This window comes from Fulvimarina uroteuthidis (genome assembly GCF_034321785.1).
Classification (GTDB): Bacteria; Pseudomonadota; Alphaproteobacteria; order Rhizobiales; family Rhizobiaceae; genus Fulvimarina; species Fulvimarina uroteuthidis.
This window is the reverse complement of sequence record NZ_JAXLPB010000001.1, coordinates 169,747-195,234: the sequence shown is the minus strand read 5'-3', so window position 1 is coordinate 195,234 and position 25,488 is coordinate 169,747. Positions and strand designations below refer to the sequence as shown.

The 25,488-nt window shown below is 65.9% G+C and carries 21 protein-coding genes and 1 other RNA gene; 15 read left to right on the top strand and 7 right to left on the bottom strand.

What is annotated here, in order from left to right:
* Positions 1–173 precede the first annotated feature (173 nt).
* On the top strand, positions 174–1,028 hold the full coding sequence (locus U0C82_RS00810) for a DMT family transporter (RefSeq protein WP_322184919.1): 855 nt from the start codon (positions 174–176) through the stop codon (positions 1,026–1,028).
* Positions 1,029–1,103: 75 nt separating this feature from the next.
* Here the strand turns inward: U0C82_RS00810 and U0C82_RS00805 are convergent, their stop codons facing one another.
* The 3 genes from U0C82_RS00805 to pepN all read right to left on the bottom strand — a co-directional run bounded on the left by U0C82_RS00805 (position 1,104) and on the right by pepN (position 7,916).
* The gene (locus U0C82_RS00805; RefSeq protein WP_322184917.1) at positions 1,104–2,651 is read right to left on the bottom strand and encodes an undecaprenyl-phosphate glucose phosphotransferase; all 1,548 of its coding nucleotides are present in this window, start codon (positions 2,649–2,651) and stop codon (positions 1,104–1,106) included.
* A 157-nt stretch (positions 2,652–2,808) separates the two neighbouring features.
* Positions 2,809–5,094, bottom strand: a complete 2,286-nt coding sequence (locus tag U0C82_RS00800; protein ID WP_322184915.1) for a sensor histidine kinase — start codon at positions 5,092–5,094, stop codon at positions 2,809–2,811.
* Between the two features lie 173 nt (positions 5,095–5,267).
* The gene (pepN, locus tag U0C82_RS00795) at positions 5,268–7,916 is read right to left on the bottom strand and encodes an aminopeptidase N (protein ID WP_322184913.1); all 2,649 of its coding nucleotides are present in this window, start codon (positions 7,914–7,916) and stop codon (positions 5,268–5,270) included.
* 129 nt (positions 7,917–8,045) lie between these two features.
* Here pepN and U0C82_RS00790 point away from each other — a divergent pair, with 129 nt between their 5' ends.
* A complete protein-coding gene (locus tag U0C82_RS00790; RefSeq protein ID WP_322184911.1) occupies positions 8,046–8,984 on the top strand; it encodes a DMT family transporter in 939 nt (312 codons plus the stop codon).
* 12 nt (positions 8,985–8,996) lie between these two features.
* On the opposite strand, the gene U0C82_RS00785 is transcribed toward U0C82_RS00790, so the two are convergent.
* The 3 genes from U0C82_RS00785 to U0C82_RS00775 all read right to left on the bottom strand — a co-directional run bounded on the left by U0C82_RS00785 (position 8,997) and on the right by U0C82_RS00775 (position 11,329).
* Entirely contained in the window at positions 8,997–9,866 is an 870-nt protein-coding gene (locus tag U0C82_RS00785) for a DUF1028 domain-containing protein (protein ID WP_322184909.1), read from the bottom strand.
* Between the two features lie 93 nt (positions 9,867–9,959).
* Positions 9,960–10,907 carry an NAD(+) diphosphatase gene (nudC, locus tag U0C82_RS00780; RefSeq protein ID WP_322184907.1) on the bottom strand — a complete coding sequence of 316 codons (948 nt, stop codon included), beginning with the start codon at positions 10,905–10,907 and terminating at the stop codon, positions 9,960–9,962.
* Complete coding sequence (locus U0C82_RS00775) at positions 10,904–11,329, bottom strand: HIT family protein (RefSeq protein WP_322184905.1); 426 nt, start codon at positions 11,327–11,329, stop codon at positions 10,904–10,906. The genes nudC and U0C82_RS00775 overlap by 4 nt, the downstream gene beginning before the upstream one ends.
* A 64-nt stretch (positions 11,330–11,393) precedes the next feature.
* Between U0C82_RS00775 and ffs the strand changes: the two genes are divergently transcribed.
* The 5 genes from ffs to U0C82_RS00750 all read left to right on the top strand — a co-directional run bounded on the left by ffs (position 11,394) and on the right by U0C82_RS00750 (position 15,667).
* An RNA gene (gene ffs / locus U0C82_RS00770) (signal recognition particle sRNA small type) lies at positions 11,394–11,490 on the top strand.
* Positions 11,491–11,787: 297 nt separating this feature from the next.
* Positions 11,788–13,881 carry a DNA polymerase III subunit gamma/tau gene (locus tag U0C82_RS00765; protein WP_416186595.1) on the top strand — a complete coding sequence of 698 codons (2,094 nt, stop codon included), beginning with the start codon at positions 11,788–11,790 and terminating at the stop codon, positions 13,879–13,881.
* Positions 13,882–13,887: 6 nt separating this feature from the next.
* Entirely contained in the window at positions 13,888–14,211 is a 324-nt protein-coding gene (locus U0C82_RS00760) for a YbaB/EbfC family nucleoid-associated protein (RefSeq protein ID WP_322184903.1), read from the top strand.
* 63 nt (positions 14,212–14,274) lie between these two features.
* The gene (gene recR / locus U0C82_RS00755) at positions 14,275–14,880 is read left to right on the top strand and encodes a recombination mediator RecR (protein ID WP_322184901.1); all 606 of its coding nucleotides are present in this window, start codon (positions 14,275–14,277) and stop codon (positions 14,878–14,880) included.
* 133 nt (positions 14,881–15,013) lie between these two features.
* Positions 15,014–15,667 carry a nucleoside/nucleotide kinase family protein gene (locus U0C82_RS00750; RefSeq protein ID WP_322184899.1) on the top strand — a complete coding sequence of 218 codons (654 nt, stop codon included), beginning with the start codon at positions 15,014–15,016 and terminating at the stop codon, positions 15,665–15,667.
* 110 nt (positions 15,668–15,777) lie between these two features.
* Here U0C82_RS00750 and U0C82_RS00745 read toward each other — a convergent pair whose 3' ends face one another.
* Positions 15,778–16,533, bottom strand: a complete 756-nt coding sequence (locus U0C82_RS00745; protein ID WP_322184897.1) for an SDR family NAD(P)-dependent oxidoreductase — start codon at positions 16,531–16,533, stop codon at positions 15,778–15,780.
* A 247-nt stretch (positions 16,534–16,780) separates the two neighbouring features.
* On the opposite strand from U0C82_RS00745, the gene U0C82_RS00740 reads away from it, so the two are divergent.
* From U0C82_RS00740 to trpB, 8 genes are all read left to right on the top strand, one after another.
* On the top strand, positions 16,781–18,007 hold the full coding sequence (locus U0C82_RS00740; RefSeq protein WP_416186594.1) for an ABC transporter substrate-binding protein: 1,227 nt from the start codon (positions 16,781–16,783) through the stop codon (positions 18,005–18,007).
* 57 nt (positions 18,008–18,064) lie between these two features.
* Positions 18,065–18,319, top strand: coding sequence for a type II toxin-antitoxin system Phd/YefM family antitoxin (locus U0C82_RS00735; protein ID WP_322184895.1), 255 nt, complete (start codon positions 18,065–18,067; stop codon positions 18,317–18,319).
* Entirely contained in the window at positions 18,316–18,585 is a 270-nt protein-coding gene (locus tag U0C82_RS00730) for a Txe/YoeB family addiction module toxin (protein WP_322184892.1), read from the top strand. Before U0C82_RS00735 ends, U0C82_RS00730 begins: the two co-directional genes overlap by 4 nt.
* 31 nt (positions 18,586–18,616) lie before the next feature.
* Positions 18,617–20,332 (top strand): ABC transporter permease, encoded by a 1,716-nt coding sequence (locus U0C82_RS00725; RefSeq protein ID WP_322184890.1) that lies wholly within the window; start codon positions 18,617–18,619, stop codon positions 20,330–20,332.
* Positions 20,329–20,994 (top strand): ATP-binding cassette domain-containing protein, encoded by a 666-nt coding sequence (locus U0C82_RS00720; RefSeq protein ID WP_322184888.1) that lies wholly within the window; start codon positions 20,329–20,331, stop codon positions 20,992–20,994. The genes U0C82_RS00725 and U0C82_RS00720 overlap by 4 nt, the downstream gene beginning before the upstream one ends.
* A 9-nt stretch (positions 20,995–21,003) precedes the next feature.
* Positions 21,004–23,475, top strand: a complete 2,472-nt coding sequence (gene hrpB / locus U0C82_RS00715; protein ID WP_322184886.1) for an ATP-dependent helicase HrpB — start codon at positions 21,004–21,006, stop codon at positions 23,473–23,475.
* Between the two features lie 105 nt (positions 23,476–23,580).
* Positions 23,581–24,258, top strand: coding sequence for a phosphoribosylanthranilate isomerase (locus U0C82_RS00710; protein ID WP_322184884.1), 678 nt, complete (start codon positions 23,581–23,583; stop codon positions 24,256–24,258).
* Positions 24,255–25,475 (top strand): tryptophan synthase subunit beta, encoded by a 1,221-nt coding sequence (trpB, locus tag U0C82_RS00705; RefSeq protein WP_322184882.1) that lies wholly within the window; start codon positions 24,255–24,257, stop codon positions 25,473–25,475. The genes U0C82_RS00710 and trpB overlap by 4 nt, the downstream gene beginning before the upstream one ends.
* Positions 25,476–25,488 lie beyond the last annotated feature (13 nt).

Sequence of the window (25,488 nt, the reverse complement as noted above, 5' to 3'; positions counted from 1 at the left end):
ACGGCACGGATTGCCGGGCGAGGATGGAAGCTGCGCCGCGGTCCGGTCGAGCGCTTGCGAAACCGAAAAGCGGTTGTCGATTTCCGGACGAATGCTTAAGGGCTCGACGTCGATAGTCGTTTCTGGGGACCTGTCCGATCGCCCGCTTCCTCTGGCTTTTTCCGCCGCTCTTCGTGCTGTTGTGGTCGACCGGCTTCATCGGCGCGCGCTACGCCATGCCGTATGCCGAGCCGTTCACCTTCCTGGCCCTGCGCTATGCTCTGGCTCTCGCGGTCCTCGTCGCCCTGTCGGTGGCGGTCAGCGCGCGCATGCCCGCGCGCGGCCAGGCGGTCCACTCGATGATTGCGGGCAGCCTCATTCACGGCGTCTATCTCGGCGGTGTCTTCTACGCCGTGCGCCACGGGCTGAATGCGGGAATCGCGGCGCTGATCGTCGGTCTCCAGCCGATCCTGACGACGTTCCTCGCCAGTTTCATTCTCGGCGACCGGGTGCGCCCGCGGCACGTCCTCGGCCTTGCGCTCGGACTGGCCGGCATCGCGATGGTCATCTTCCCCAAGCTCGGGGCCGGCGGCACGATCGGTGTCCGGACCCTTTTCCCGGTGTTCGCGTCCGCCCTCGGCATTTCGCTCGGTACGATCTGGCAGAAACGCTTCGTGTCGGGCGTCGATCTGCGCACCGGCACGGCGTTTCAATATCTCGGCGCGGTGATCCCGACGGCGATTCTCGCCAGTTTCATCGAGACCCAGACGATCGCATGGACGGGTGAACTCGTCTTCGCGCTCGCATGGCTGACGCTCGTCCTGTCCATCGGCGCGATCTTTCTGATGATGGTGCTGATCCGCGAGGGCGCCGTCTCCTCGGTGGCCGCGCTGATGTACCTGACGCCGGGGGTCACCGCGATCATGGCGTTCCTTCTGTTCGACGAGACCCTGACCCTCCTGCAACTGTGCGGGCTCGTGGTCGCGGCGACCGGCGTCGCGGTATCGACGCGGGAATGGAAGCGGCGGCAGGTGCCCCCGACCGCCTGAGCGCTCCGCCCATGGCCGCCGCCGGATCGGACGCGCCCGGACGATGCCCGATCTCGGCGTTCGCGGGTGTACGCGTCAGTATGCCCCGTCGGTCTTCCTCAGCATGCTGATCGGCGTCATCAGCAGGATGTAGAGATCGAGCCGAAGCGACCAGTTCTCGATATAGTAGAGATCGTGCTCGAAACGCCGTTTCAGCTTGTCCGGCTGATCGATCTCCCCGCGCCAGCCCTTGATCTGCGCCCAGCCCGTGATGCCCGGCTTCACCTTGTGACGTCCGAAATAGCCGTCGACGATCAACGTGAAGGTCTCGTTCTGGCTCGATTGCGCATGCAGCGCGTGGGGACGGGGACCGACGAGGGACAACTCGCCGCGCAGGACGTTGAAGAGCTGCGGCAACTCGTCGATCGAGGTCTTGCGGATGAACGCGCCGACCCGGGTGACGCGGCGATCGTTCCGGGTGACGACCCGCCTTGCCTCCGGGTCGGAGAATTCGTGGCGCAGCGAGCGGAACTTGAACACTTCGATCGTCTGATTGTTGAAGCCATGGCGCTTCTGGCGGAAGATGACCGGGCCCGGCGTATCGAGTTTCACGGCGAGCGCCGTGATCAGGAGAACCGGCGACAGAACGAGGATCGCCAGCGCCGCCACCACGACATCGAATACGCGCTTGGCGATCCAGTCCCAGTCGGCCAGCGGCCGGTCGAGCACGTCGATCATCGGGATTTCCCCGATGAAGGAATAGCTGCGGGGCCTGAAATGCAGTTCGGTCGCGTGCGCCGAAAGCCGGATGTCGACGGGCAGCACCCAGAGCTTCTTCAGGAGCGTCAGCAGACGCTGCTCCGCCGACAGGGGAAGCGTCACGATCAGCATGTCGATCCGTGTCATGCGCGAGAAGGCGACGAGCTCGGGTATGGTGCCGAGCTTCGGGTAACCGGCGACGACCGGCGGGGAGCGACGATCGTTGCGATCGTCGAAGATGCCGCAGATCCGGATGTCGGAATCGGACTGGGCTTCGAGCCCGCGGATCAGATCCTCGGCGTTCTTGCCGCCGCCCACGATCACCGCCCGGCGCTCCATGCGCCCGTCGCGCGCCCATTTGCGGATGAAGGAGCACAGGACCAGGCGGATGACGCTCAAGGCCGCGAAGCCGCTGAGGAACCATCCTGCGAGAAACACACGGGAATGATCGTTGTCGTCATAGAGGAAGAACAGCGCGGCCGTCATGCCGAATACGACTGCCATCCAGGCCGCCCCCACGCGCCAGTGGGCGAGGACGGAACGGCGCAGGAAGGTCAGCCGATAGGCGCCGGCCAGATTGATCGCGATCACTCCGAGCGCCGAGCCGAGGAGGATGACGGTGACGTAGGACCACAGAAGCCGCGTCGAGAGTTCGACGTAGAAGACGAGAAAGACCGAGCCGAGCAGCGCGAGCACCGTGAATTCGACAAGGCGCAGATAGCCGGTCAGGAGGTGCGGCGTGATGAAGTCCGTGCGGTAGTGCTGGGCGATCCGGGCGGCGAGGCTGTTGAGTTCGGCGTGGCTTGCCTGGTCCGGCGTGACGGCGGGGCCGGGCGTATGTGCCTTCAGGCTCTGGAGATCCGAATATTGGTCGATATGGTCCATTGCGGTCCCCGGACATCGTTCGCCGCCATAGGCTCACGGCTTGCGGGAAGCCATGCGTCGCCAGCGTTCAATTCGCGCCGAGTTTAGGGGTGGGGGCCTAACAATTGATCAATGGCGCCACATTCGGCGCCGGACCGTTCCGCTCAAGGCATGCGCCTCAAGCGACGCCTCCGGCGTGCGCGGTGTCCTTGGGCAGGCGGATCGAGACGATCGTGCCTTCGCCCAGCGTGGACGCGATCCGGAACCGGCCATGGTGCAGTTCGGTCAGGGAGCGGGAAATGGCGAGGCCGAGCCCTGTTCCCTTCTTCGTGCGGGTCCATTCGCTTTCGGTCTGCTCGAACGGACGCCCGATCTTTTCGAGGTTCTTGGCGGAAATTCCCTCGCCGCGATCCGTGATGCTGAGGAGGACGGCATTCGCGCGCTCCTTCACGCACACCCGGACTTCTCCGCCCGGATCGGAGAACTTCGCCGCATTGGTCATGAGATTGATGAGGATCTGGGCGATCATCCGCCGATCGGCGACGAGCGTCACCGATTCCGGCCGCTCGATGGTGATGTTGATGCCACGCTTGGCGCTGGAGGCTTCCACCATGCGCGCCGTCTCCTCGACGGCCTCGCAGAGGTCGAAGGCATGGGGGACGATCGTGGTTCGGCCGCTCTCGATCCGCTGCATGTCGAGAATGTCGTCGATCAGCTGCAGAAGGAACGTGCCGCTCTCGAAGATGTCGTTTGCGTAGCCGGTATACTTGTCCGACCCGAGCGGGCCGAGAAGGCCGTGTCGCATGATGTCGGAAAAACCGAGAATGGCGTTGAGGGGCGTGCGCAGCTCATGGCTCATATTGGCGAGGAACGTCGATTTCGCGCGGGATGCGGCTTCGGCGCGGTTCTTTTCCGCCCGGAAATTGAGGTTGAGATCCTCGAGCTGGTTTGCCTTCCGGGTCAGGTCTTTCTTCGTTTCGCTCAACGTATGGATGATGTCCGTCAGGCGACCCTCGGACTCCCTCAGCCGGCTCTGGTGCATCTTGAGCTGCGTGATGTCGGCGCCGATCGAGATGTATCCGTCACCCGTGCGCCGCTCCGACAGGAGCAGCCAGCGTCCGTCAGGCATATTGATCTCGGATGCGCTCTCGCTGTCGCGCGTGATGCTTCCGGAGATCGCCGAGCCGCCGATCGGTTTGCGGGATTTCCTGACGACGTCGTAAAGATGCGTGCCGCTCCGCGTATCCTCCTCGGTCAGGCCGAACACGGCGCGATAGCGCGAATTGGCCAGGACGATCCTGTCGTCGCTGTCGTACAGAACGAAGGTCTCGGGAATGTTCTCGATCGCGCTGTGAAGCTGGTGATGGGCTTCCTGCGTGCGCTCGGTGAGCGCCTGCTGCTCGCTGACGTCGACGATGATGCCGACCAGATGGCGCTCGCCATTGCTCTTGCTCGTCGCCTCCGCGCGGGCGCGGAGCCACAGATAATGGCCGTCGCGGTGGCGCAGCCGGAACGTCTGGTCGAAACTCTGGAGATTGCCCGCGACGACGCGGTAGATATGGTTCTTGACCCACAGGTCGGACGGGTGAAGCCGCTTCTCGATCTCGGGAAAGCCGATGGCTCCCTCCACCGGCGAGAGGCCCAGGAGCTCGTAGAGAGAGGCCGAGAGCTGGAGGTCCCCGCGGGACACGTTCCAGTTCCAGAGCCCGGAATGACCGAGATTGAGGGCTGTCTCGACCAGCTCGTGGGTCTCGTTATAGTCGTCCTCGATGCCCGCGGCGCGCGCGGCCTGCTGGAAATAGCCCAGCACGATGCCGAGGAGCACGAGGCTGGTGAAAGTGAAGAGCGACACGTTGACGGCAAGAGACTTGCGCCAGCTCGCGAACGCGACGGATTCGATCTGCACGATCGTCGCAAGACCGAGGCCCCCGGCAAGATCGACGCTGGTGGTCACGATGGCGTTCTCGTCGAAGATACCCGGAACGGCCGTCTCGCCGCGGCCGATCTGGATGGCGCTCGGCGAGAGGGAGAGCTTTGAGACGAGGTTCGATCCAATGAGGAATTCGTAGGTTGGCGTGGTCGACTGGATGACCCCATCGCTGCTGCTGACGACCACGAAACGGCCGTCCTGGAGGAGTTCGTCCGGCAGCCGGCTCGTCAGCAATTCGTCGATCGCAGGGGTGTCCGTCTCGCTCAACGAAAGGGCGAGGCTCTCCGCCTCGAGAAACCGCGCCGCGATCCTGAGGTCGCGCTGGGTCTCGAGCTCGATCGATCCATGCTGCTCGACCAGCGACATGAAGCGGATGATCGCCAGGAGGCACAGGAAGCTGACGAGGAAAACGGGAACGCCGCGCCGCCAGAATTCGTCCCGGCGAAGAGCCCGGCGCGCGCAGGGTTGAAGAAAGACACGCGATAGATCGGAAGAGAGGGACTTGTCGTTGGAGATCGTCCAGATTTTGGACAAAAGATCTCCAGCCGACGCGATGATCGCGTCTGCGCGCATGTCGAATTTCCCCGTTGCCGCACCTGTCGATTCGGATACGCCACACACCCGAATCAACAGGATATCAACAGACGCGAATCAACTTGTCCACACCTTTCCAAAGCGTAAATTTTGAGCGATTGCGCTTGACACGATCAGGCAAGCGTCCGGTCGACGATGTCCCTCAGATCGCGCGACAGATGTGGCAGTTTTGCAAGGTCCCGAAGGGCGTCTTCGGCCTTCGCGCGCCGCTCGCTCTCCAATGTCCGCCATGCCCGAAAGGCCGTCGCCATCCGCGCTGAGATCTGCGGATTGATGGCGTCGAGCTCGATGAGACGCTCGCAGAACCAGGCATAGCCCCGGCCGTCCCGGCGGTGGAACGCGGTCGGATTCATCCCCGCGAACGAGCCGATGAGGGAGCGCGCGCGGTTCGGGTTCTTCAGGGTGAAGCGGGGATGGGTGGAGAGTTTCTGCACACGGTCGAGCGTGTCCTCGCCGGGGGCTGCGGCCTGAAGCGCGAACCATTTGTCGAGGACCAGCGCGTCGTCCTCGTAGCGTGCGTAGAACGCGTCGAGCGCCCTGTGCGTCGTCTCGTGCTCGGGAAAACGAAAGACGAGAATGGCGAGCGCCGCCTGCCGGTCCGTCATGTTCGAGGCCTTTTCGAAGCGGGCGAAGGCGCGGTCCGGATGGCCGTCGGAAAGGGTGGCGAAGCCGAGCGCGGCGTTGGCGAGCGCCCGCTTTCCGGCGCTCGCGGCATCCGGCGAGAAGGCGGCGTCGGCGGGCGCTGCCGCGACCAGGCGTTCGAACACCTGCGTCCCGGCCGTCGCGATCGTCTTCCTCGCACGCGTCGCGGTCTCGTAGACACGCAGCGGGTCCACGTTCTCGCCGATCAGCCGCGCGATCTCCGTATCGGCGGGAACGTTGAGGACCTGCGCCCGAAAGGCGGGATCGAGCCTGTCGTCGCCGGCCGTCTCAAGAATGGCGGTGACGAGTTCGTCGCCCAGCGGGTTTTGCGCAGGCTCGCTCGTTCCACCCGCTGCCGCCGCCAGCCGCTCGCCGATGAGATCGTTGAGAATGCGCCAGCGGTTGAACGGGTTCGGATCAAGCCGCGCAAGCGCCAACCGGTCGCTTTCGGACTGGTCGTGGTCGAGCGTCACCGGTGCGGAGAAGTCGCGCAGCACCGAAAGATAGGGACGTCCGCCGACCTTGTCGAAGACGAAGGTTTCCTCCGCCTCGCTCAACTGGATGACGTCCTCGCGAATCTCGCCACCCTGGCTCGGGTTCAGCGGACGGTCTTCGCCGTTCGGTCCGACGAGGCCGATCTTGACCGGCATCAGCATCGGCTTCGTGCCGGTCCCGGCCGCACCCTGCTTCAGGGACTGGGCAAGGGTCAGCGTGTAGCGATCCTCCGCCTCGTCATAGGCCTCGGTGACGGTGAGGGTCGGGGTTCCGGCCTGATGGTACCACAGGGCGAAGGAGGAGAGGTCGATTCCGGCCACGTCCTCGAACACCTTGACGAACGCCTCGATGGTCGCCGCATCTCCGTCATGGCGCTCGAAATAGAGATCCATGCCGGCCCTGAAGTCCTCCGGGCCGAGCAATGTCGCGATCATGCGAACGAGTTCGGCGCCCTTGTCGTAGATCGTCGCCGTGTAAAAATTGCTGATCTCGCGATATTCGCTCGGGCGAACCGGGTGCTGGAGCGGTCCCTGATCTTCGGGGAACTGCATGCTCTTCAGCCGGCGCACCGAGCCGATGCGCTGGACCGTGCGTTCGCGCTCGTCGGAGGAGAATTCCTGGTCGCGGAAGACCGTCAGGCCCTCCTTCAGGCAGAGCTGGAACCAGTCGCGGCAGGTGATGCGATTGCCGGTCCAGTTGTGGAAATATTCGTGCGCGATGACGGTTTCGACGCCGGCATAATCCTGATCGGTTGCGGTATCGGGGTCGAGCAGCACGTATTTGTGGTTGAAGACGTTGAGGCCCTTGTTCTCCATCGCCCCCATGTTGAAGTCGGAAATCGCGACGATGTTGAAGACGTCGAGATCGTATTCCCGGCCGAAGCGCCTTTCGTCCCAGGCCATCGAGCGTTTCAGCGCATCCATGGCGTAGCCGGCCTGATGGGAGCGGCCCTTGTCGGTGAAGATGGCGAGCGTGACGTCGTGTCCGCTGGCCGTCCTGAAGGTGTCGCCGACACGCTCCAGATCGCCCGCAACCATGGCGAAGAGATAGGAGGGCTTGTTGAACGGGTCGTCCCAGACCGCGAAATGGCGTCCGCTGTCCAGATCGCCCGTCTCGCCGGGATTGCCGTTCGACAGGAGGATGGGCGCCGCCACCTTAGGCGCCTCGATCCGCACCTTGTAGGGGATCAGGACGTCGGGCCGGTCATAGAAATAGGTGATGCGGCGGAAGCCCTCCGCCTCGCACTGGGTACACCAGATCCCGTTGGAGCGGTAAAGCCCCATCAGCTTGGTGTTCTCTTCGGGAACGATGCGGGTGCCGATCGTCAGGGTGAACGCCTCGGCCGCCGGCAGGCTGCGGATGGTCAGGCCACCCGGTTCGGCATCGTAATCGGCGTCCGGAAGTCGATCGCCGTCGAGCTTGAGGAAGGTCAGGGTCAGTTCGTCGCCGTCGAGCACGAGCGGGGCGTCCGCGCCGGACCCTTCGCGCCGTCTGAGGCGAATCTCGCTTTCGATCTCAGCCGAGCCGTCGAACAGCCGGATCGTCAGGAAGACGCTCTCGAAGACGAAATCGGTCTCGGAGTAGGCGTCGAGCTTGACGGTCTGGCCGGTATCGGTGCGAAGCATGGTGTCGTTCCCTTCATGTCTGCAACGTAGGTAGACACGGGTCGCCGATTTGCAATTTCATCGCCGCATTCGTTATCGGGACGGGACCGTTCCCGCCTTTCACGTCCAATGATCCGAAAGCCAGACCCCATGCCCGATGGCGCCGCCGAACCGGACAGCCCGATCCTCGGCGTTTCGCTGAAGCTCCTGTCGATTCTCTCCTTCGTGGGCATGCAGACGGCGATCAAGGCCACGGGCGAGAGCGTGCCGGCGGGCGAGGTCGTGTTCTTCCGCTGCTTCTTCGCGCTTGCCCCCGTGCTTGCCTATCTCGCCTGGCTCGGCGATCTGCGCACGGCATTTTCCACGGCCGATCTGAAGGGCCACGCCATTCGCGGCCTGATCGGCGTCTCGGCGATGGGGCTGGGCTTCTTCTCGATCACGCGGCTGCCCTATCCCGAATGGATCACGATCAATTACGCGACGCCGCTGATCACGGTCGTCTTCGCGGCGCTGTTCCTCGGGGAAGCGGTGCGCGCCTATCGCTGGACCGCGGTCGCGATCGGCCTCGTCGGCGTCGGGGTCGTCACGATCCCGAACCTCAGCGTGGGGCCGGGGGCGCTGTCGGGGCCGGAGGGCATCGGCATCATCGCCGCGATCGTCTCGTCGATCTTCGCCGCGATTGCAATGATCCAGGTGCGCAAGCTGACGAAGACGGAAAAGACCGCGACGATCGTTCTTTACTTCATGCTGGCCGCGACGGTCATCTCGCTCCTGTCCGTGCCGTTCGGCTGGGTCGTGCCGACGCTCAGCCAGGCCGTGCTACTCGTCGTCGCCGGAATTCTGGGCGGTATCGGCCAGTTGCTGCTGACGGCGGCCTACCGCTTCGCCGACACGTCCACCATCGCCCCGTTCGAATATTCCTCGCTGATCCTCGCGATCCTCATCGGATCCTTGCTCTTCGGCGAGGTGATCGAAGTCTCGACGCTGCTGGGCGGCGGCATCGTCGTGATGGCCGGCATCTTCATCATCTGGCGCGAAAGCCGGCTGGGCCTCGAGCGGCGGCGGGATCGGCGCGCCGGGACGCCCTGAGACCCGCAGGGCCTATGCCTCGCCGTGTCGCGCCCTGATGTCGGCTAGGACCTCGACGTCGATCCGCGCATCGTCGCGGATCCGGTTGTCGTAGTTCTCCTGTCCCATGAAGCGCGCCATCGCCGCGATATCGCGCTCGCCCCAGGCACCGTGCGACGGCGTCTCGAGAAGACCGACCCTGGCAAGGACCGCGCGCAGATAGGCCGCGGTCTCCGGCTCGATCGGGACGATGTCCGCGTCCCGCGATGGAAAGTAGGACAGGCGGTGCAACCGGTAGCAGCGGGAAAGTTCCTCGATCGGACTGGCTGAATCGTAAACCGAGATGTCGACCAGCCGGCCCGACCGTCCGCCATAGCCGCCGCCCGCCTTCACGACGAGAACGCCGGCTGCCTGCACGCCGCGAAATTCGCCGCCTTCATCGCGTCCGGCCGCGAGCGCCGCGACGAGGCGGGCCGCCAGATCGCCTGTCGCCTGCTCGAAGCGGTCGGTCATCGCCGCAAGGACGCGGTCGTTCGAGAGCGAATTGCCGATCGCGACGCAATCCGTGCCGGCAAGGCCGCCGCTGACGCCCTGCCATGTGCCGATCTGCGCGCCGGTATGGTGGGCGGTCTCGCCCTGAAGGTTCATCACGGCGATCTGCCGTTGCCCACGCGCCGCGTCGCTGCGGGTCAGAATGTCGATCGTCTCGCGCGGCGAGGCGCCGAGCTGCATCAGGTCAAGGCCGTCGCGGCCGTGGTCGGGATTGGAAAAGGCCTGCGTATGGACCATGCCGGAGCGTGCGTCGCCGTGCAGCACGATCGATGCGACGCCCGGAAATTTCGACTGGACCGCGCCGCCGACGGCGCCGGTCTCGGGATCGCGGCCGATGATCGAATAGGTCATGAGCGGTCTCGTTCAGGCTGTGGGTTCAAGGTCGGTCCATCCATGCGCCGGGTGGGTACGGCCGGCGCAAGGGGCGAGCGAACGCCCGAACGTTCAGGCATCGCCATCGACGAACGCGCGGATCAGGTGATGGGCGATGGCAAGGGGCGGCGGCACGATCAGGCCGTCGGGATGGGTGCCCTCCAGCATGGTGCGGACTTCCTCCCGCTCGAACCAGCGACAGGCTTCGAGCTCGTTGGAATCGAAGCGGATCTCATGCGATTTCGCGCGCGCCATGAAGCCGAGCATGAGATTGTTCGAAAACGGCCAGGGCTGGCTGAAAAGATAGCGGACATCCCCGACCTCGATGCCGGCCTCTTCGCGCGTTTCGCGAATGACCGCGGATTCGAGCGTTTCGGCGGCTTCCACGAAGCCGGCGAGGCAGGACCAGGAATGTTGCGGAAAATGCGGCTGGCGTCCCAGGATACATCGGCCGGCATCGTCGTGGATGAGCATGATGGAGACGGGATTGGTGCGCGGAAAGATGACGGCTGCGCAGCGCGTGCACTGTCGGCGTACGCCGGAGGCCTCGTTCACGGTGGGTCCGCCGCATCTGGCGCAGAAATGATTGTCTCCGTGCCATAAGAGCAGATGCCGCGCCTGAGCGAGCCGCCCTTCCGTCTCGGGATCGAGCACGCCCTGCGAGGCGAGCGAGCGCAGATTGACCGACCGGATGTGCTCCGGTCTTTCCCGGTCGTCCGCCGTCGGCACCGCGACGAACGGAACGCGGGCGTCGTCATAACCGAGGAGCACCATGTCCGGGTGATCGAGATCGGCAAGCGCCGCCGCGCGATCACGGGCGAAACGCGGCTCGGGCGCGGGGCCGGACAGGTCGCAGAGAAACCCCGTCTCCGTCTGGAGAAAGAAGACCGGGTCGGCATGGGCCAGCGCCTCGCCGAGCGAGGCCGCCGTCCGTTCCTCGCTCGAACGATCGAGGCTGTTCGTCGCAAAGCCGAGCGGGGCGTTCGCGGGGGGGATGGTCCGGTCTGTCGAAGCACTCATACGGGGAGAATGGCCTTTACGATATCGGCGATGAACGCGTCGGCCACGTCCTTATCGTAAGGAACACGATCGCCGAAACCCCAGACCGGCTTCGGCCAGTTGGGATCGTCCTTCGAGCGCGCGACGATATGGCAATGAAACTGGGGAACCGCGTTGCCGAGGGTGGCAAGGTTCAGCTTGTCGCATCCGGTCAGCATCTTGAACGGCTTTGCGACGAGCCCGAACTCGAAGCTCAGCATGGTCTGGTCGAGATGGGTCATGTCGAACACCTCGACGATATCGGGGCGCTGCGGCACGAGAATGAGCCAAGGCCAGCGGCTGTCATCGATCAGCCGAAGCTCGCAAAGGCCCAGCTTCTTGACCGGCAGCGAGTCCGCTTCGAGGGTCGGGTCAAGCGCGAACCGGCCTGTCTGTGATGTCATCGTCCCCTCATTTTCCTGTTGCTTCGCCTTGCAATTAGGGCGGCCATCGGCGATATGGAGCCCGGGAGGTTGGTGGTGGACGAGCCACTCGCCAACCGGGTCAGGTCCGGAAGGAAGCAGCCCCAACGAGAACGGCACGGGTCACCGTGCCAGCCTCCCACCTTTTCCCCTTTTGGCGATCTCGACCTTGCGCGAACCGTCCTGCCCGTCGCGGGCCGGAGCGGTTTTTCGCGTGCGCTCCACGATGCGCCGAAGGTCGCGCGGTCCATCGGCGGCGATGGGTTGCGCCGCGCCGTCATTCGCCGCAAAACAGAAGCGCGCTCCATCGATCATGGCGCGATCTTCAGCGTGCTTTCAAGAATGGAAAAGGCCCGAATGGACGGTTTCCGGCAGTCCCCGTCGTCCCGATCGCCCGTCTGCGAAGGCGCAGAGGCGGATCAAAGGCCGGTGCGCGGACGATGAGCGAGGCGCCGGATAGGGCCGCGAGCGATGCGCAGGGCGCCTACCGCGTTCTCGCCCGCAAGTACCGCCCGCATTCCTTCGACGACCTCATCGGCCAGGAGCCGATGGTCCGCACCCTGACGAACGCGTTCGAGACCGGGCGGATCGCCCAGGCCTGGATGCTGACGGGCGTGCGCGGTGTCGGCAAGACGACGACGGCGCGGATCCTGGCGCGGGCGCTCAATTTCGAGACGGACGCCATCCACCAGCCGACGATCCACATGAAGGAGCCGGGCATCCACTGCCAGGCCATCATGGAAGGCCGGCATGTCGACGTGGTGGAGATGGATGCCGCTTCCCACACCGGCATCGACGATATTCGCGAGATCATCGCGCAGGTCCGCTACCGCCCGGTGTCCGCGCGCTACAAGGTCTATATCATCGACGAGGTGCACATGCTGTCGACGCAGGCCTTCAACGGCCTGCTGAAGACGCTCGAAGAGCCGCCCGAGCACGTGAAGTTCGTCTTTGCGACGACGGAAATCCGCAAGGTCCCGATCACCGTCCTGTCGCGCTGCCAGCGTTTCGATCTGCGGCGGGTCGAGGCGAGCGTCCTGATCTCCCATCTGAAGACGATCGCGGCAAAGGAGGAGGTCGAGATCGAGGACGACGCACTGCGGCTGATCGCCCGCGCCTCCGAAGGCTCGGTCCGCGATTCCCTTTCGCTCACCGACCAGGCGATCGCCCACGGGGCAGGAGCGGTGAACGCGGCCGCCGTGCGCGACATGCTGGGCCTTGCCGACCGGGTCAGGATCATCGATCTGTTCGAATTCGTGATGAAGGGCGATGCGGCGTCCGCCTTGTCCGAACTGCGCGACCAGTATACCGGCGGCGCCGATCCTTCCGTCGTGCTCGGCGATCTGGCCGATTTCACCCACCTGGTGACGACGCTTCGCTACGCGCCCGAGGCGGCGGCCGATGCGGTCCTGTCGCCGGACGAGTCCGAGCGCGGGCTGGCATTCTCCAAGAGCCTGTCGGTGCGAACGCTCGGCCAGGTCTGGCAGATGCTCCTGAAGGCGATCGAGGAAACCCGCAACGCCGATTCGCCGAAACAGGCGGCCGAGATGGCCTTGATCCGGATCGCGCATGCCGCGGACCTGCCCTCGCCGGACGATCTTTTGAGACTTCTGAAGGAAGGCGCCTCGGACAGGCTGCCGAACCCGCGCATGCCGGATGCCGGATCTTCTCCCGCCCGCGACGATGGCCCGGCACGCGACGATACATCGTCCGGCGCCGGGGCGCATGGCGAGGGGTCTTCGCCCGTTGCCCGGACCGAGCGCCTCGACCGTCCGGCAATGTCCGCGCAGACGGGGGCATCCACGCCGGCGTCGGGCCAGGTTCCGGCATCGGCATCGCCCGAACGGCGCCTGCAGGCCGCCCACGGGGCGAGGATGGCGGGCGGCGGAATGCCGGCCCGGATGCCCCTGTCTCTGGCATCGAATTCGGCGCCCGACATGTCCGCCGCCCGGCGGCAGGACACGCCGGTCGATCCCGAACTCGCCAATGTCCGGATCGACGCGCTCGAGGATATCGCCGCCCTTGCCAAGTCCAACCGCGATTCGCGGATGGAAGCGTCGATCCGTCGCTACATGCGGCTGAAATCGATCGGCGATCGCCGGATCGAGATCGGCCTGACGGACGAGGCTCCCGAAAGCCTCGTCGGTGACCTGATGAAGCGGTTGCACGACTGGACCGGAACGCGTTGGGTCGTCACCGTCGTGCGCGACGTGGAGACGCCGACGCTGGAAGAGGCGAGGGCCGAGAAGCGCCGGACGCTGCTGCGCGACGCCGAACTCGATCCCGCCGTCGCCGCCGTCCTCCGGGCCTTTCCCGGCGCGCGCATCGCCGACGTCAGGCTGCGTGGCGAGGTCGAGACGGAAGAGGCGGAAACGCACCTTGCCGAACTGGCCGAAGGCGGGGATACGGCGATGGGCAGCCTGCCCGAAGTCGAGGACGGGCTGGACTATTCGGGTGACGACGACGATATCGGAATGGACGACAACGAATTCGCCGACGATGGCGAGAGCGACGACGAGAACGAGGACAGGTAGAGCCCGATGAAAGACATGATGAACATCATGAAGCAGGCGAAAGCCATGCAGGACAAGATGGCGAGCCTCCAGGAGGAGTTGGCGCAGATGTCCATGTCGGGCCAGTCCGGCGGCGGCCTCGTCTCGGTCACCTTGAGCGGCAAGGGCGAGATGACGGGCGTTACCATCGATCCGTCCATGATCAACGCCGAGGAAGCCGATATTCTCGAGGATCTGATCGTCGCGGCGCATGCCGACGCCAAGACCAAGCTCGACGCCGCGATGCAGGAAAAGACGCAGGAACTGACCGCCGGTCTCAACCTGCCCGCCGGCATGAAGCTGCCCTTCTAGGCTGCGTGGACCCGGCATCGGCCGGCCCCCGCGCGTGCGCTTTGCAAGACAGATCGTAGTCCCATGGCCAAACCCATTGCAGGGCCGGAAATCGAGCGGCTGATCCAGTTGCTCGCCAAGCTTCCGGGCCTCGGGCCACGCTCGGCGCGCCGGGCCGCCCTTTACCTCGTGAAGAAGCGGGAGCCGATCCTGCGACCGCTCGCAGCTGCCATGGCCGACGCGCTCGACAAGGTCGGCGAGTGCTCGGTCTGCGGCAATATCGACACGAGCGACCCGTGCACGATCTGCCAGGACCCCGCGCGCGACCAGTCGGTCGTGGTGGTGGTCGAGGACGTGTCGGATCTGTGGGCGCTCGAACGGGCCAAGGCCCTCAACGCGGCCTATCATGTCCTCGGCGGCGTCCTGTCGCCTCTCGAAGGCGTCGGCCCGGAGGACCTCACCATCCGCCAGCTCGTCGAGCGCGTCTCGAAGGGCAGGGTGAAGGAACTGGTGATCGCGGTGAACGCCACCGTGGAGGGCCAGACCACCGCGCACTATCTGATGGACCAGATCGACGGCATGGACGTGAAGGCGACGCGGCTGGCGCACGGCGTTCCCGTCGGCGGCGAACTCGACTATCTCGACGAGGGCACGCTCTCGGCCGCCATGCGGGCGCGAACGGCTCTTTAGGGCTTTTTTCCGAAGATCGGAATCGATGTTCGAAAGACGTCCCATGCGTAAGATCGAAGCGACAGCCGGAGCCTCGTGCGGTCGGGTGGGCGCGAGAGGCTGCCGGACGATGCACGAGAAGGACACCCGCCCCATGCCGGACCGATCGGCCTCGGTTTCGCCTGACGAGCTTCTCGAGACGATCGCCGGTCTCGACGCGTCACGCCGTCATATCGTCGCGATCGCCGGGGCGCCGGGATCGGGCAAGAGCACCTTTTCGGAACGTCTCGTGTCCTTGCTGAACGAGGCAAGTGTCGGCACCGCCGCCATCCTCCCGATGGACGGCTATCATTACGACGACACGGTTCTGACGATGCGGGGGCACCGCCCGCGAAAAGGCGCGCCGCACACGTTCGACATTGGTGGATTCGCAGCCACGCTTCGCCGCCTCAGGGACAATCGGGAACCGAACGTCGCCGTGCCGGTGTTCGATCGATCGATCGAGATCGCCCGGGCCGGCGCGCGGATCATCGAGCGGCAGACACCGATCGTCATCGCCGAAGGGAATTATCTGCTTCTCGACGATCCGGACTGGGCACCGTTGCGCGAGTTCTTCGACGTCACGGTGTTTCTCGATGTTCCCGAGGAGGTCCTGCGGGCCCGCCTGACGCGGCGCTGGATCGATCTCGGGCTTACGGGCGCCGCGCTTGAGGCCAAGCTCGACGACAACGATCTTCCGAACATGATGCTCGTGACGACCGGCAGCGTGACGCCGGACTACAGGGTGGTCGGCGGCTCGGCCGTCTGACGCGCCTCGTCCCCAGGGCCGGTCGATCGCCTCGCAAGGCCGGATCGATCGTCCGCGCGGATATCGCGCGGACGAATCTTCAGCAACCGCCGCCGGCGGCGGGGCGCCCCTCAGACGTGCTGGCCGCCATTGATGTGCAGCTCCGAGCCGCTCACATAGGACGATTGCTCGGAGCACAGGAAATAGATCACGTCCGCGACTTCCTTCGTCTGGCCGAGCCGGCGCAGGGGAATGTCGCCGATCATGTCCTCGGTTCCCGGCGACAGGATCGCGGTTTCGATCTCACCGGGCGCGATCGCGTTGACGCGGATGCCGGAGGGCCCGAAATCGGCGGCCATCTCGCGGGTCAGGGAGTTGAGCGCTGCTTTCGACGTCGCGTAGGCGGTGCCGGCGAACGGATGCACGCGGCTTCCAACGATCGAGGTGACGTTGACGATCGAGCCCCTGCCGTTCTGCAATTCCTTGAACAGGCCGCGCGCCAGCATGATGGGCGCGAAGAAGTTCACCTGAAAGACGTCGCGCCACAGATGCATGGGTGTCCTGATCGAATCCATGCGCGCGCCGCCTTCGATCTTCGGCGAGATCGCGGCATTGTTGACGAGCGCGTTGAGCTGCGAGCCGTTGGCCTGGAGCCGCTGCCGGATTTCGGACACGGCAAAACCCACATCCTCCTGATCCGAGAGGTCGACCCGGATATGGTCTTCGGCACCGGCCGGCCACGGGCAATCGTCGGAAAAGTCCTGGCGCGAACAGGTGATCACCCGCCAGCCCTCGCGGGAGAAGCGCTTGACCGTCGCATGGCCGATGCCGCGCGATGCTCCCGTCAGAACCAGCGTCTTGCGTTCGTCACGCGGCGTGTCCGACATGGGGGAAATCTCCTCGGGAAATGGGGTCATCGATCGATTGCGGCGGCCGGCTCGTCTTGCGCATGCGTCACCACCCTTTAAACGATCCGTTGGAGAGCGCCAAAGGTTTGTGCGGCCTTCGTTGCAAACACGCGTCCGGGGGACGACTGTCCGCGTATGTTGCATATGTAATGTCGGAAACCGAAAATACGAAGACGGAGGGGAGCGCACGTGCGAAGCGCTTCCTCGAAGGGACGGACGAAAGCCAATGACGATGATGAGGACACTCCTGCTCGGCGCGGCACTGCTCGGCGCGACGGGCCTTGGTGCGCTTGCGCAGGATGGCGGCGAAAGCGCCGGCGAATGGAACGAGACGGTCGCGGCCGCCAGGGGCCAGACGGTCTATTTCAACGCCTGGGGCGGATCGCAGAACATCAACGACTATATCGGCTGGGTGGCCGAAGAGGTCGACGACCGGTACGGCATCACGCTCGAACATGTGAAGGTCGACGACACCGCCAATGCCGTGGCACAGGTCGTGGCGGAAAAAGCGGCCGGTCGCAACGAGGATGGCGGCATCGATCTCATCTGGATCAATGGCGAGAACTTCGCTTCCATGAAGGAGCAGGATCTCCTGGCCGGCGGTTTCGCCTCGAGCCTTCCGAACTGGCGCCTCGTCGATCAGGACAATCCGAGCGTCACCACCGATTTCACGGTTCCGACCGAGGGGCGCGAAAGCCCCTGGGGCGGGGCCAAATTCGTCTTCTTCACCGATTCCGCGCGCTTCGGCGCACTCGAGACCATGCCGGATTCGGCCGGCGAGCTTCTGGAATGGGCCAAGGCCAATCCGGGCCGCTTCTCCTATCCCGCGCCGCCCGATTTCATGGGATCGAGCTTCCTGAAACAGGTTCTGTCCGAAACGATCGAGGACCCGGCGGTGCTCGAGAACCCGGTCGTTGACGCCGATTTCGAGCGCGTGACGGCGCCGCTCTGGGCATATCTCGATCAGCTCGACCCTGTGATGTGGCGTTCGGGCCGGGACTATCCCGCAAACTATCCGGCGATGAAGCAGCTTCTGGCCGATGGCGAGCTCGGCATCATCTTCGCGTTCAATCCGGCGGAAGCCTCCAGCGCCATTGCCAACGACGAACTGCCCGACACGGTGCGCTCCTTCGTCTTTTCGGGCGGAACCCTCGGCAACACGCACTTCGTGACCATTCCCTACAATTCCGGATCGAAGGAGGCGGCCAAGGTCGTCGCGAACTTCCTGATTTCGCCGGAAGCGCAGATCCGCAAGGAAAAGCCGGAAGTCTGGGGCGATCCGACGATTCTCGCCCTGGACAAGCTCTCGGACGCCGAACGGGAGGCCTTCGCCGCGATCGACCGGGGCGTGGCGACGCTCGGACCCGACGAACTCGGTCCGGTGCTACCCGAACCGCATCCCTCGTGGATGACGAGGATCGAGGAAAAATGGCTGACCCGCTACGGCAGTTGATGAGGAGGAGCCCGACCTCTAATATAGGGGTCTTACTTCGTGGAGCTTTGCTTTCCCATGACCGAGATCTCTCTTGCCGATTTCAAGGCGTATCTCGACGCCCATCTTGAGCATCTCGACGCTGGGCGGGACGAGATCGTCGTGAACCGCGACAGCGCGGATGCCGTGGTTCTGGTATCCTGCCGCGAATGGGAGTCCATGAAAGAGACGATTTTTCTCCTGAGCGATCCCGCCAACAGGGTTCATCTCCGCGCTTCGATCGCGGACGCTGATCGCGGCGACTTCGAGGAGCGCGAACTGGTTCGCTCGTGAGGATCGTCTTCACAAAGAAGGCCTGGGCTGATTACGTCTGGTGGATCGATCACGACCGAAACGAACTCGGTCGTATCAATGCGCTCATCGAAAATGCAAGTCGCCATCCGTCCTCTGGGATTGGAAAGCCGGCGCCGCTGAAGGGCGAGCTCAAGGGCTTCTGGTCTCGCCGAATTTCCAAGGAACACCGATTGGTCTACCGCGTCGAAGGCGCCGGTGAGGCGCAGTCGCTCGTGATTGTCGCATGCCGAAGGCACTACACCTGACCCATCCTGCTCCAATTCATCGGCATACCACGTGAGCCCTGCGCCAACAGGTCTCCGCTCTGTCCCCTGGATCGTCTCCAGCCTTCTTGCCGCGCCCGTTGCCGTCGGCCTTGCGGGCGTCATCCTGCCCGCCTTCGGCTATCTGCCGGCGCTGGGCGGCGAGGCGTTCACGCTCGATCCGTTTCGCGATCTCGCGGTCCAGTCCGGGCTTCTCGGCTCCAGTCTCCTGTCGCTTGCCACGGGATTGATCACGACGCTCGTCTCGGTCATGGCCGTCGCCCTGTTTCTCGCCGCCTATGCCGGATCCAGGCCGGTGCGCATCGCGCGGCGCGCGCTCGGTCCGCTTCTGGCGATCCCGCACGCGGCGGCGGCTTTCGGGCTCGCCTTTCTGATCGCGCCGTCCGGCCTCCTCGTGCGTCTTGCCGCCGGACCGCTCGGCCTCGAGCGTCCGCCCGACCTCCTGATCGTCGGCGATCCGTTCGGGCTCGCCATGATGGCCGGGCTGATCGCCAAGGAGGTGCCGTTCCTTTTGCTGGTCGCCTTCGCCGCCATGCCCCAGGCCGATCCCGAGCGGCGCACCATGCTGGCGAGATCGCTCGGCTACGGTCGGATGGCGGCGTTTCTCTTCACCGTGTGGCCGGCGGTCTACCGGCAGATCCGCCTGCCGGTTCTCGCGGTCGTCGCCTTCGCCTCGTCGGTTGTCGACGTCGCGCTGATTCTCGGGCCGTCCGTTCCCCCGACCCTTGCCGTCCGGCTGCTCGAATGGATGGGGGACCCGGACCTGTCGAAACGGTTCCTCGCCTCGGCCGGCGCGCTCCTGCAGCTTGCCGTCACCGCGGCTGCGCTGATCGTCTGGATATGGCTCGAACGGGCGGGCGGTGCGATCCGGGAGCGCCTCGCAAATCACGGGCGGCGCCTTTCGCGCGACGGCGCGCTGCGGGCGGGGGCGTCCCTGCCGGTCGTCCTGGCCGGTCTGTCGCTGGTTCTCGGTCTCTTCATGCTGGTGCTCTGGTCGTTCTCCGGGTTCTGGAGCTTTCCCGATCCGCTGCCGCCCTCCCTTTCGCTGAGCACCTGGACCCGGGCGCTGCCGCGCGTCGAAGATCCGCTGGTGACGACCGCGCTGGTCGCCGCCCTTTCGGGCCTGATCGCGCTCGGCGCGGTCATCCTCATGCTGGAGACCCACCGGCAGGCGACCCCGCGCATGGCGGGATCGCGACCGGTTCTGCCCGCGCTCATCGCCGGGCTTCTCTACCTGCCGCTCATCGTGCCGCAGATCGCGTTCGTCTTCGGCCTTCAGATCCTCGTCGTCGCCTCCGGCGCGGAGCCCTCGCTCTGGCTTCTCGTCGCGGTTCATCTCGTCTTCGTCGCGCCCTATGTGGCGCTCGCCCTCGTCGGACCCTGGTTCGCGCTCGAACCGCGCTACGAAGTGGTCGCGGCGAGCCTCGGGCACGGCCGGCTCGATGCGCTGTTGCGCGTGCGCGTCCCGCTGCTCCTGGCGCCGATCCTCACATCGTTCGCCATCGGCTTCGCGGTTTCCGTGGGGCAGTACCTGCCGACCGTCCTCATCGGCGCGGGCCGCCTGACGACCATCACGACGGAGGCCGTCGCGCTCGCCTCGGGCGGCAACCGGCGTGTCATCGGCGTCTACGCGCTACTCCAGACGATCATTCCCGCGCTCGTCTTTCTCGTCGCGAGCCTCCTGCCGGGCTTGGCGTTCCGAAGCAGACGCGGCATGGAAGGCGCATGAGACCATATTCGCCAAGGGAACGAGGCTTGCGCCTCGCGGACGTTGCGATCCGCCTCGACGGCCGCACGCTGATCGAGATCGATCGACTGATCGCGCCGGGGGACGTGTTGACCGTGATGGGGCCGTCGGGGTCCGGCAAGTCGACGCTGTTCGCGCTGATCGCGGGCTTTCTCGATCCGGCCTTCGCCTCCGAGGGGCGCGTCTTTCTCGACGGCGAGGCGATCGACGAAAAACGCCCCGAGCGCCGCTCGGTCGGGCTCCTGTTCCAGGATGCGCTGCTTTTCCCGCATATGTCCGTCGGCGCAAATCTGCTGTTCGCCCTGAAACGCGACGCGAGGGGACAGGCGGCGCGCCGCGAGCGGGCAGGGGCGATGCTCGCCCGCGTCGGGCTCGAAGGCCTTTTCGACCGCGATCCCGCGACCTTGTCCGGCGGGCAGGCCGCGCGTGTGGCGCTGGCCCGCACGCTTCTCGCCGAACCCCGTGCCCTGCTTCTCGACGAGCCGTTCTCTCGGCTCGATGCGCCCTTGCGCACGGCAATGCGCGAACTCGTGTTCGGTCTCGTGCGCGAACGGGCGATTCCCGCCCTGCTCGTCACCCACGACCGCGAGGACGCCGAGGCCGCCGGCGGTCCGCTGGTCGAACTCGTGCCGCGCCGTTCGTAGGGGTCGGCGATGACGAAGCTTCCGACCCTCCCGGTGTCCGCCGTCCTTCCCGCCCTCGGCGATGCCTTGTCGGCGAACGGCGCCGCCGTTCTCGTCGCCCCTCCCGGGGCCGGCAAGACGACGCTCGCGCCGTTGTTCCTCCTCGATGCGCTTTTGGCCGGCGGGGACAGGATCCTGCTCGTCGAACCCAGGCGTCTCGCCGCACGCGCCGCCGCGCGCCGCATGGCGGAGATCCTCGGCGAGACGGTGGGCGAGACGGTCGGCTGGCGCATGCGGCTCGATACGAACGTGTCGGCCAAGACCCGCATCGAGGTGGTCACCGAGGGCGTCTTCACCCGGATGATCCTGTCGGACCCGGAACTTTCGGGCGTCGCACTCGTGATCTTCGACGAGTTTCACGAACGCTCGCTCGATGGCGATTTCGGCCTCGCCCTCGCGCTCGATGTGCAAGGCGCGCTGCGCGAGGACCTGAGGCTTCTCGTCATGTCCGCCACCCTCGACGGCGCGCGGGTCGCGCGGCTTCTCGGAGAGGCTCCGGTGATCGAAAGCGAGGGACGGGCGTTTCCCGTCGAGGTGCGCTACCGGGACCATGCCGGAACCGAGCGCATCGAGGACGTCATGGTGGCGGCGATCCGCGAGGCGCTGGCCGACGAGACCGGCAGCATCCTGGCCTTCCTGCCCGGCCAGCGGGAGATCCAGCGCACCGCCGAGCGGCTCGATGACCGCGTGCCGGCCGGCGTCGTCGTCGCGCCGCTGTTCGGCGCGATGGACGGAGCCGCGCAGGACCGGGCGGTGCGGCCGGCGCCGCGCGGCGAACGCAAGGTGGTGCTGGCAACCTCGATCGCCGAGACGTCACTGACGATCGACGGCGTGCGCGTCGTCATCGATAGCGGCCTGTCGCGGCGTCCGCGCTTCGAGCCCGCCACCGGGCTCTCGCGGCTGGAGACCGTCCGCGTCTCGCAAGCTTCGGCCGCGCAGCGGGCAGGGCGCGCCGGCCGCACCGAACCCGGCATCGCCGTGCGCCTGTGGCGGGCCGAGCAGACGAAGGCGCTGGACGCGTTCGATCCCCCGGAAATCCTCGGAACCGACCTGTCCGGCCTCGTCCTCGACTGCGTCGCGTGGGGCGTTGCGGACCCCCGCGATCTCAATTTCCTCGATCCGCCGCCGGAGGGCGCCCTCAACGAGGCACGGAAGCTCCTCGGCCATCTCGGCGCGCTCGACGCGGGAGGGCGGTTGACCGCGACGGGCGAGGCGATGCGCGGCCTGCCGCTTGTCCCCCGTCTTGCGCGCATGGTCGCTGCCGCGCCGCGCGACGGGCGCAAGACGGCGGCGCGTCTCGCCGTTCTTCTGACCGAGCGCGGGCTCGGCGGCACGGATGCCGATCTTTCCGAGCGCCTGCGCCGCTTCGCGGTGGACAGGTCGCCGCGCGCAAGGGCCGCGGACCAGCTCGCCCGGCGGATCGCCGACATGGCCGGAAGGGCGGTCTCTTCGCTCGAGGACGAGACCGCGATCGCCGGTGAACCCGGCATGCTCCTGGCGCTCGCCTTCCCCGACCGGGTCGCCCTCCGGCGCGGCGCGCCGGGCGCCTACGTCCTGGCCAACGGACGCGGCGGCCAGCTCGATCCCGTCGAAGCGCTGGCAAGGAACCGGGCGCTCGTCGTCGCCGAACTGCAAGGCGCGGCGCGGGCCGGGCGGATCCTCTCGGCGGCGCCCCTGTCCGACGCAGCGCTCGCCCTTCTGTTCGAACGGGACGGCGAGACCGAGGACGTCGTGACGTTCGACAGGGGCGCGAAAGCGGTCCGGGCGCGGCGGGTCGAGAGGCTGGGAAGCATCGTCCTGTCGGAAACGCCGCTGCCCAACCCGTCCGGGCCGGACGCGACCGCCGCCTTGATGGAGGGCCTTGCCGGTCTCGGCCTTAGGGCGTTGCCGCTCGGCAAGGACGGCGAGCGGCTGTTGCGCCGCCTGCGCTTCGTCGCGAGGGCCCAGCCGGGCATCTGGCCGGACCTGTCCGACGAAGCGCTCCGATCGGGCCTTTCCGACTGGCTCGCGCCGTTCGTTCCGGGCGCGCAGGCCCTGTCCGACATCGACGAAGGGGCGTTGCGGGAAGCGCTTCACGCGCTCGTGCCGGGGCATCTGCGAAGCCGGCTGGAAGAGCTCGCGCCGAGCCATTTCGAGGCGCCGACCGGCAATCGCCATCCGATTCGCTACGACGACGAGGCCCCGGTTCTCGCCATCCGCGTGCAGGAGCTGTTCGGCCTCAAGCACCATCCGGCGATTGCCGACGGGCGCCTGCCGCTGACCATCGAGCTGCTGTCGCCCGCCCATCGCCCGATCCAGATCACCCGCGATCTTCCCGGCTTCTGGGCCGGTTCCTGGGCCGACGTGCGTGCCGACCTGCGCGGCCGCTACCTGAAGCACGAATGGCCGGAAGATCCCGCGAATGCGAGGCCGACGGCGCGGGCCAAGCCCCGAAAGGCATGAAAAACGATCGGGACGAAGCGTTTTCGAGAGATCGTCCCTTTGCACCGGCCTACCTGCCAGTGCTACCGCTGACCATCACCAATCACGAAGCCGAGCGGGTTCCTTTTGAGCACCATCGACATCAAGATCTGCGGACTGTCCACCTTCGAGGCGATCGATACGGCGATCGCGCGCGGATCGAGCCATGTCGGCTTCGTCCATTTCGACAAGAGCCCGCGCCATGTGGACATTGCGGAGATGGCCGAGCTCGTCGATTACGTCCAGGGGCGCGCCGAGACCGTCATCGTCACGGTCGATCCGGACGATGATCTGGTCGAGCGGTTCGCATCCGACGTCAGGCCCGACTGGCTGCAGCTTCACGGCGGCGAGACGCCGGAGCGGGTCCGGGACGTCAGGCGCATGGCAGGCCTCAAGGTGATGAAGGCGCTGCCGGTCGCCGATATCGAGGATCTCGACCGGATCGAGCCCTATATGGCGTTCGCGGACCGTATCCTGCTCGATTCCAGGCGTCCCAAGGGCTCGAACCTGCCGGGCGGCAACGGTGTTTCGTTCGACTGGCGGCTCCTCGCCGCGCTTGACCCCGCCATCCCCTTCATGCTCTCCGGCGGGCTGGACGCCGAAAATGTCGAGGCGGCGGTGCGCATTGCGCAACCCTCCGGTCTCGACATATCTTCGGGTGTCGAAAGCGCGCCCGGTATCAAGGATATCGGTCGCCTGAACCGGTTCTTCGACGCGTTCGCGCGGATCGCAGAGCCGGAACTTCACGGAGAATCGCGATCATGAACCAGCCACTCAACCCGAATTCGTTTCGCGCCGGGCCGGACGAAGAAGGCCGGTTCGGCAAGTTCGGCGGCCGTTTCGTCGCCGAGACCCTGATGCCGCTGATCCTCGATCTGCAGGACCACTGGACGCGGGCGAAATCCGATCCCGAATTCAAGCGCGAGCTCGACGGCCTCAACGCGACCTATACCGGCCGTCCGTCGCCGCTCTATTTCGCCGAACGCCTGACCGAGCATCTCGGCGGGGCGAAAGTCTATTTCAAGCGCGACGAACTCAACCATACCGGCTCGCACAAGATCAACAACTGCCTCGGACAGATCCTCTTGGCGCGCAAGATGGGCAAGACGCGGATCATCGCCGAGACCGGGGCCGGCCAGCACGGGGTCGCGACCGCCACGGTCTGCGCCCGCTTCGGGCTGCCCTGCGTCGTCTACATGGGCGCGACGGACGTGGAGCGGCAGGCACCCAACGTCTTCCGCATGAAGCTTCTGGGCGCGCAGGTCATTCCCGTCACCGCCGGTCACGGCACCCTGAAGGACGCCATGAACGAGGCGCTTCGGGACTGGGTGACGAATGTCGACGACACCTATTATCTCATCGGTACGGCCGCCGGCCCGCACCCCTATCCCGAGCTCGTCCGCGACTTCCAGAGCGTGATCGGCAAGGAGGCCAGGGACCAAATGATGGCCGTCGAAGGCCGCCTGCCGGACCTTCTGGTCGCAGCCGTGGGCGGCGGCTCGAACGCCATCGGCCTGTTCCACCCGTTCCTCGACGACAAGGACGTCGCGATGGTCGGCGTGGAAGCGGGCGGCAAGGGGCTGGACGGGGAGGAGCATTGCGCCTCGCTCACGGCGGGCTCGCCCGGCGTCCTCCACGGCAACCGGACCTATCTCCTGCAGAACTCGGACGGCCAGATCATGGAAGGCCATTCGATCTCGGCCGGCCTCGACTATCCGGGCATCGGGCCGGAGCATTCCTGGCTGAAGGATACCGGCCGGGTCGAATATGTGCCCATCATGGACACCGAGGCGCTCGAGGCCTTCCAGCTTCTGACGCGCACCGAAGGCATCATCCCCGCGCTGGAGCCTGCCCACGCGCTTGCCGAAATCATGAAGCGCGCGCCGAAGATGGATAAGGACCAGATCATCCTGATGAACCTGTGCGGCCGCGGCGACAAGGACGTACATACGGTGGCGAAGCATCTCGGGATCGAGATGTAGGTCATTCCCGAAC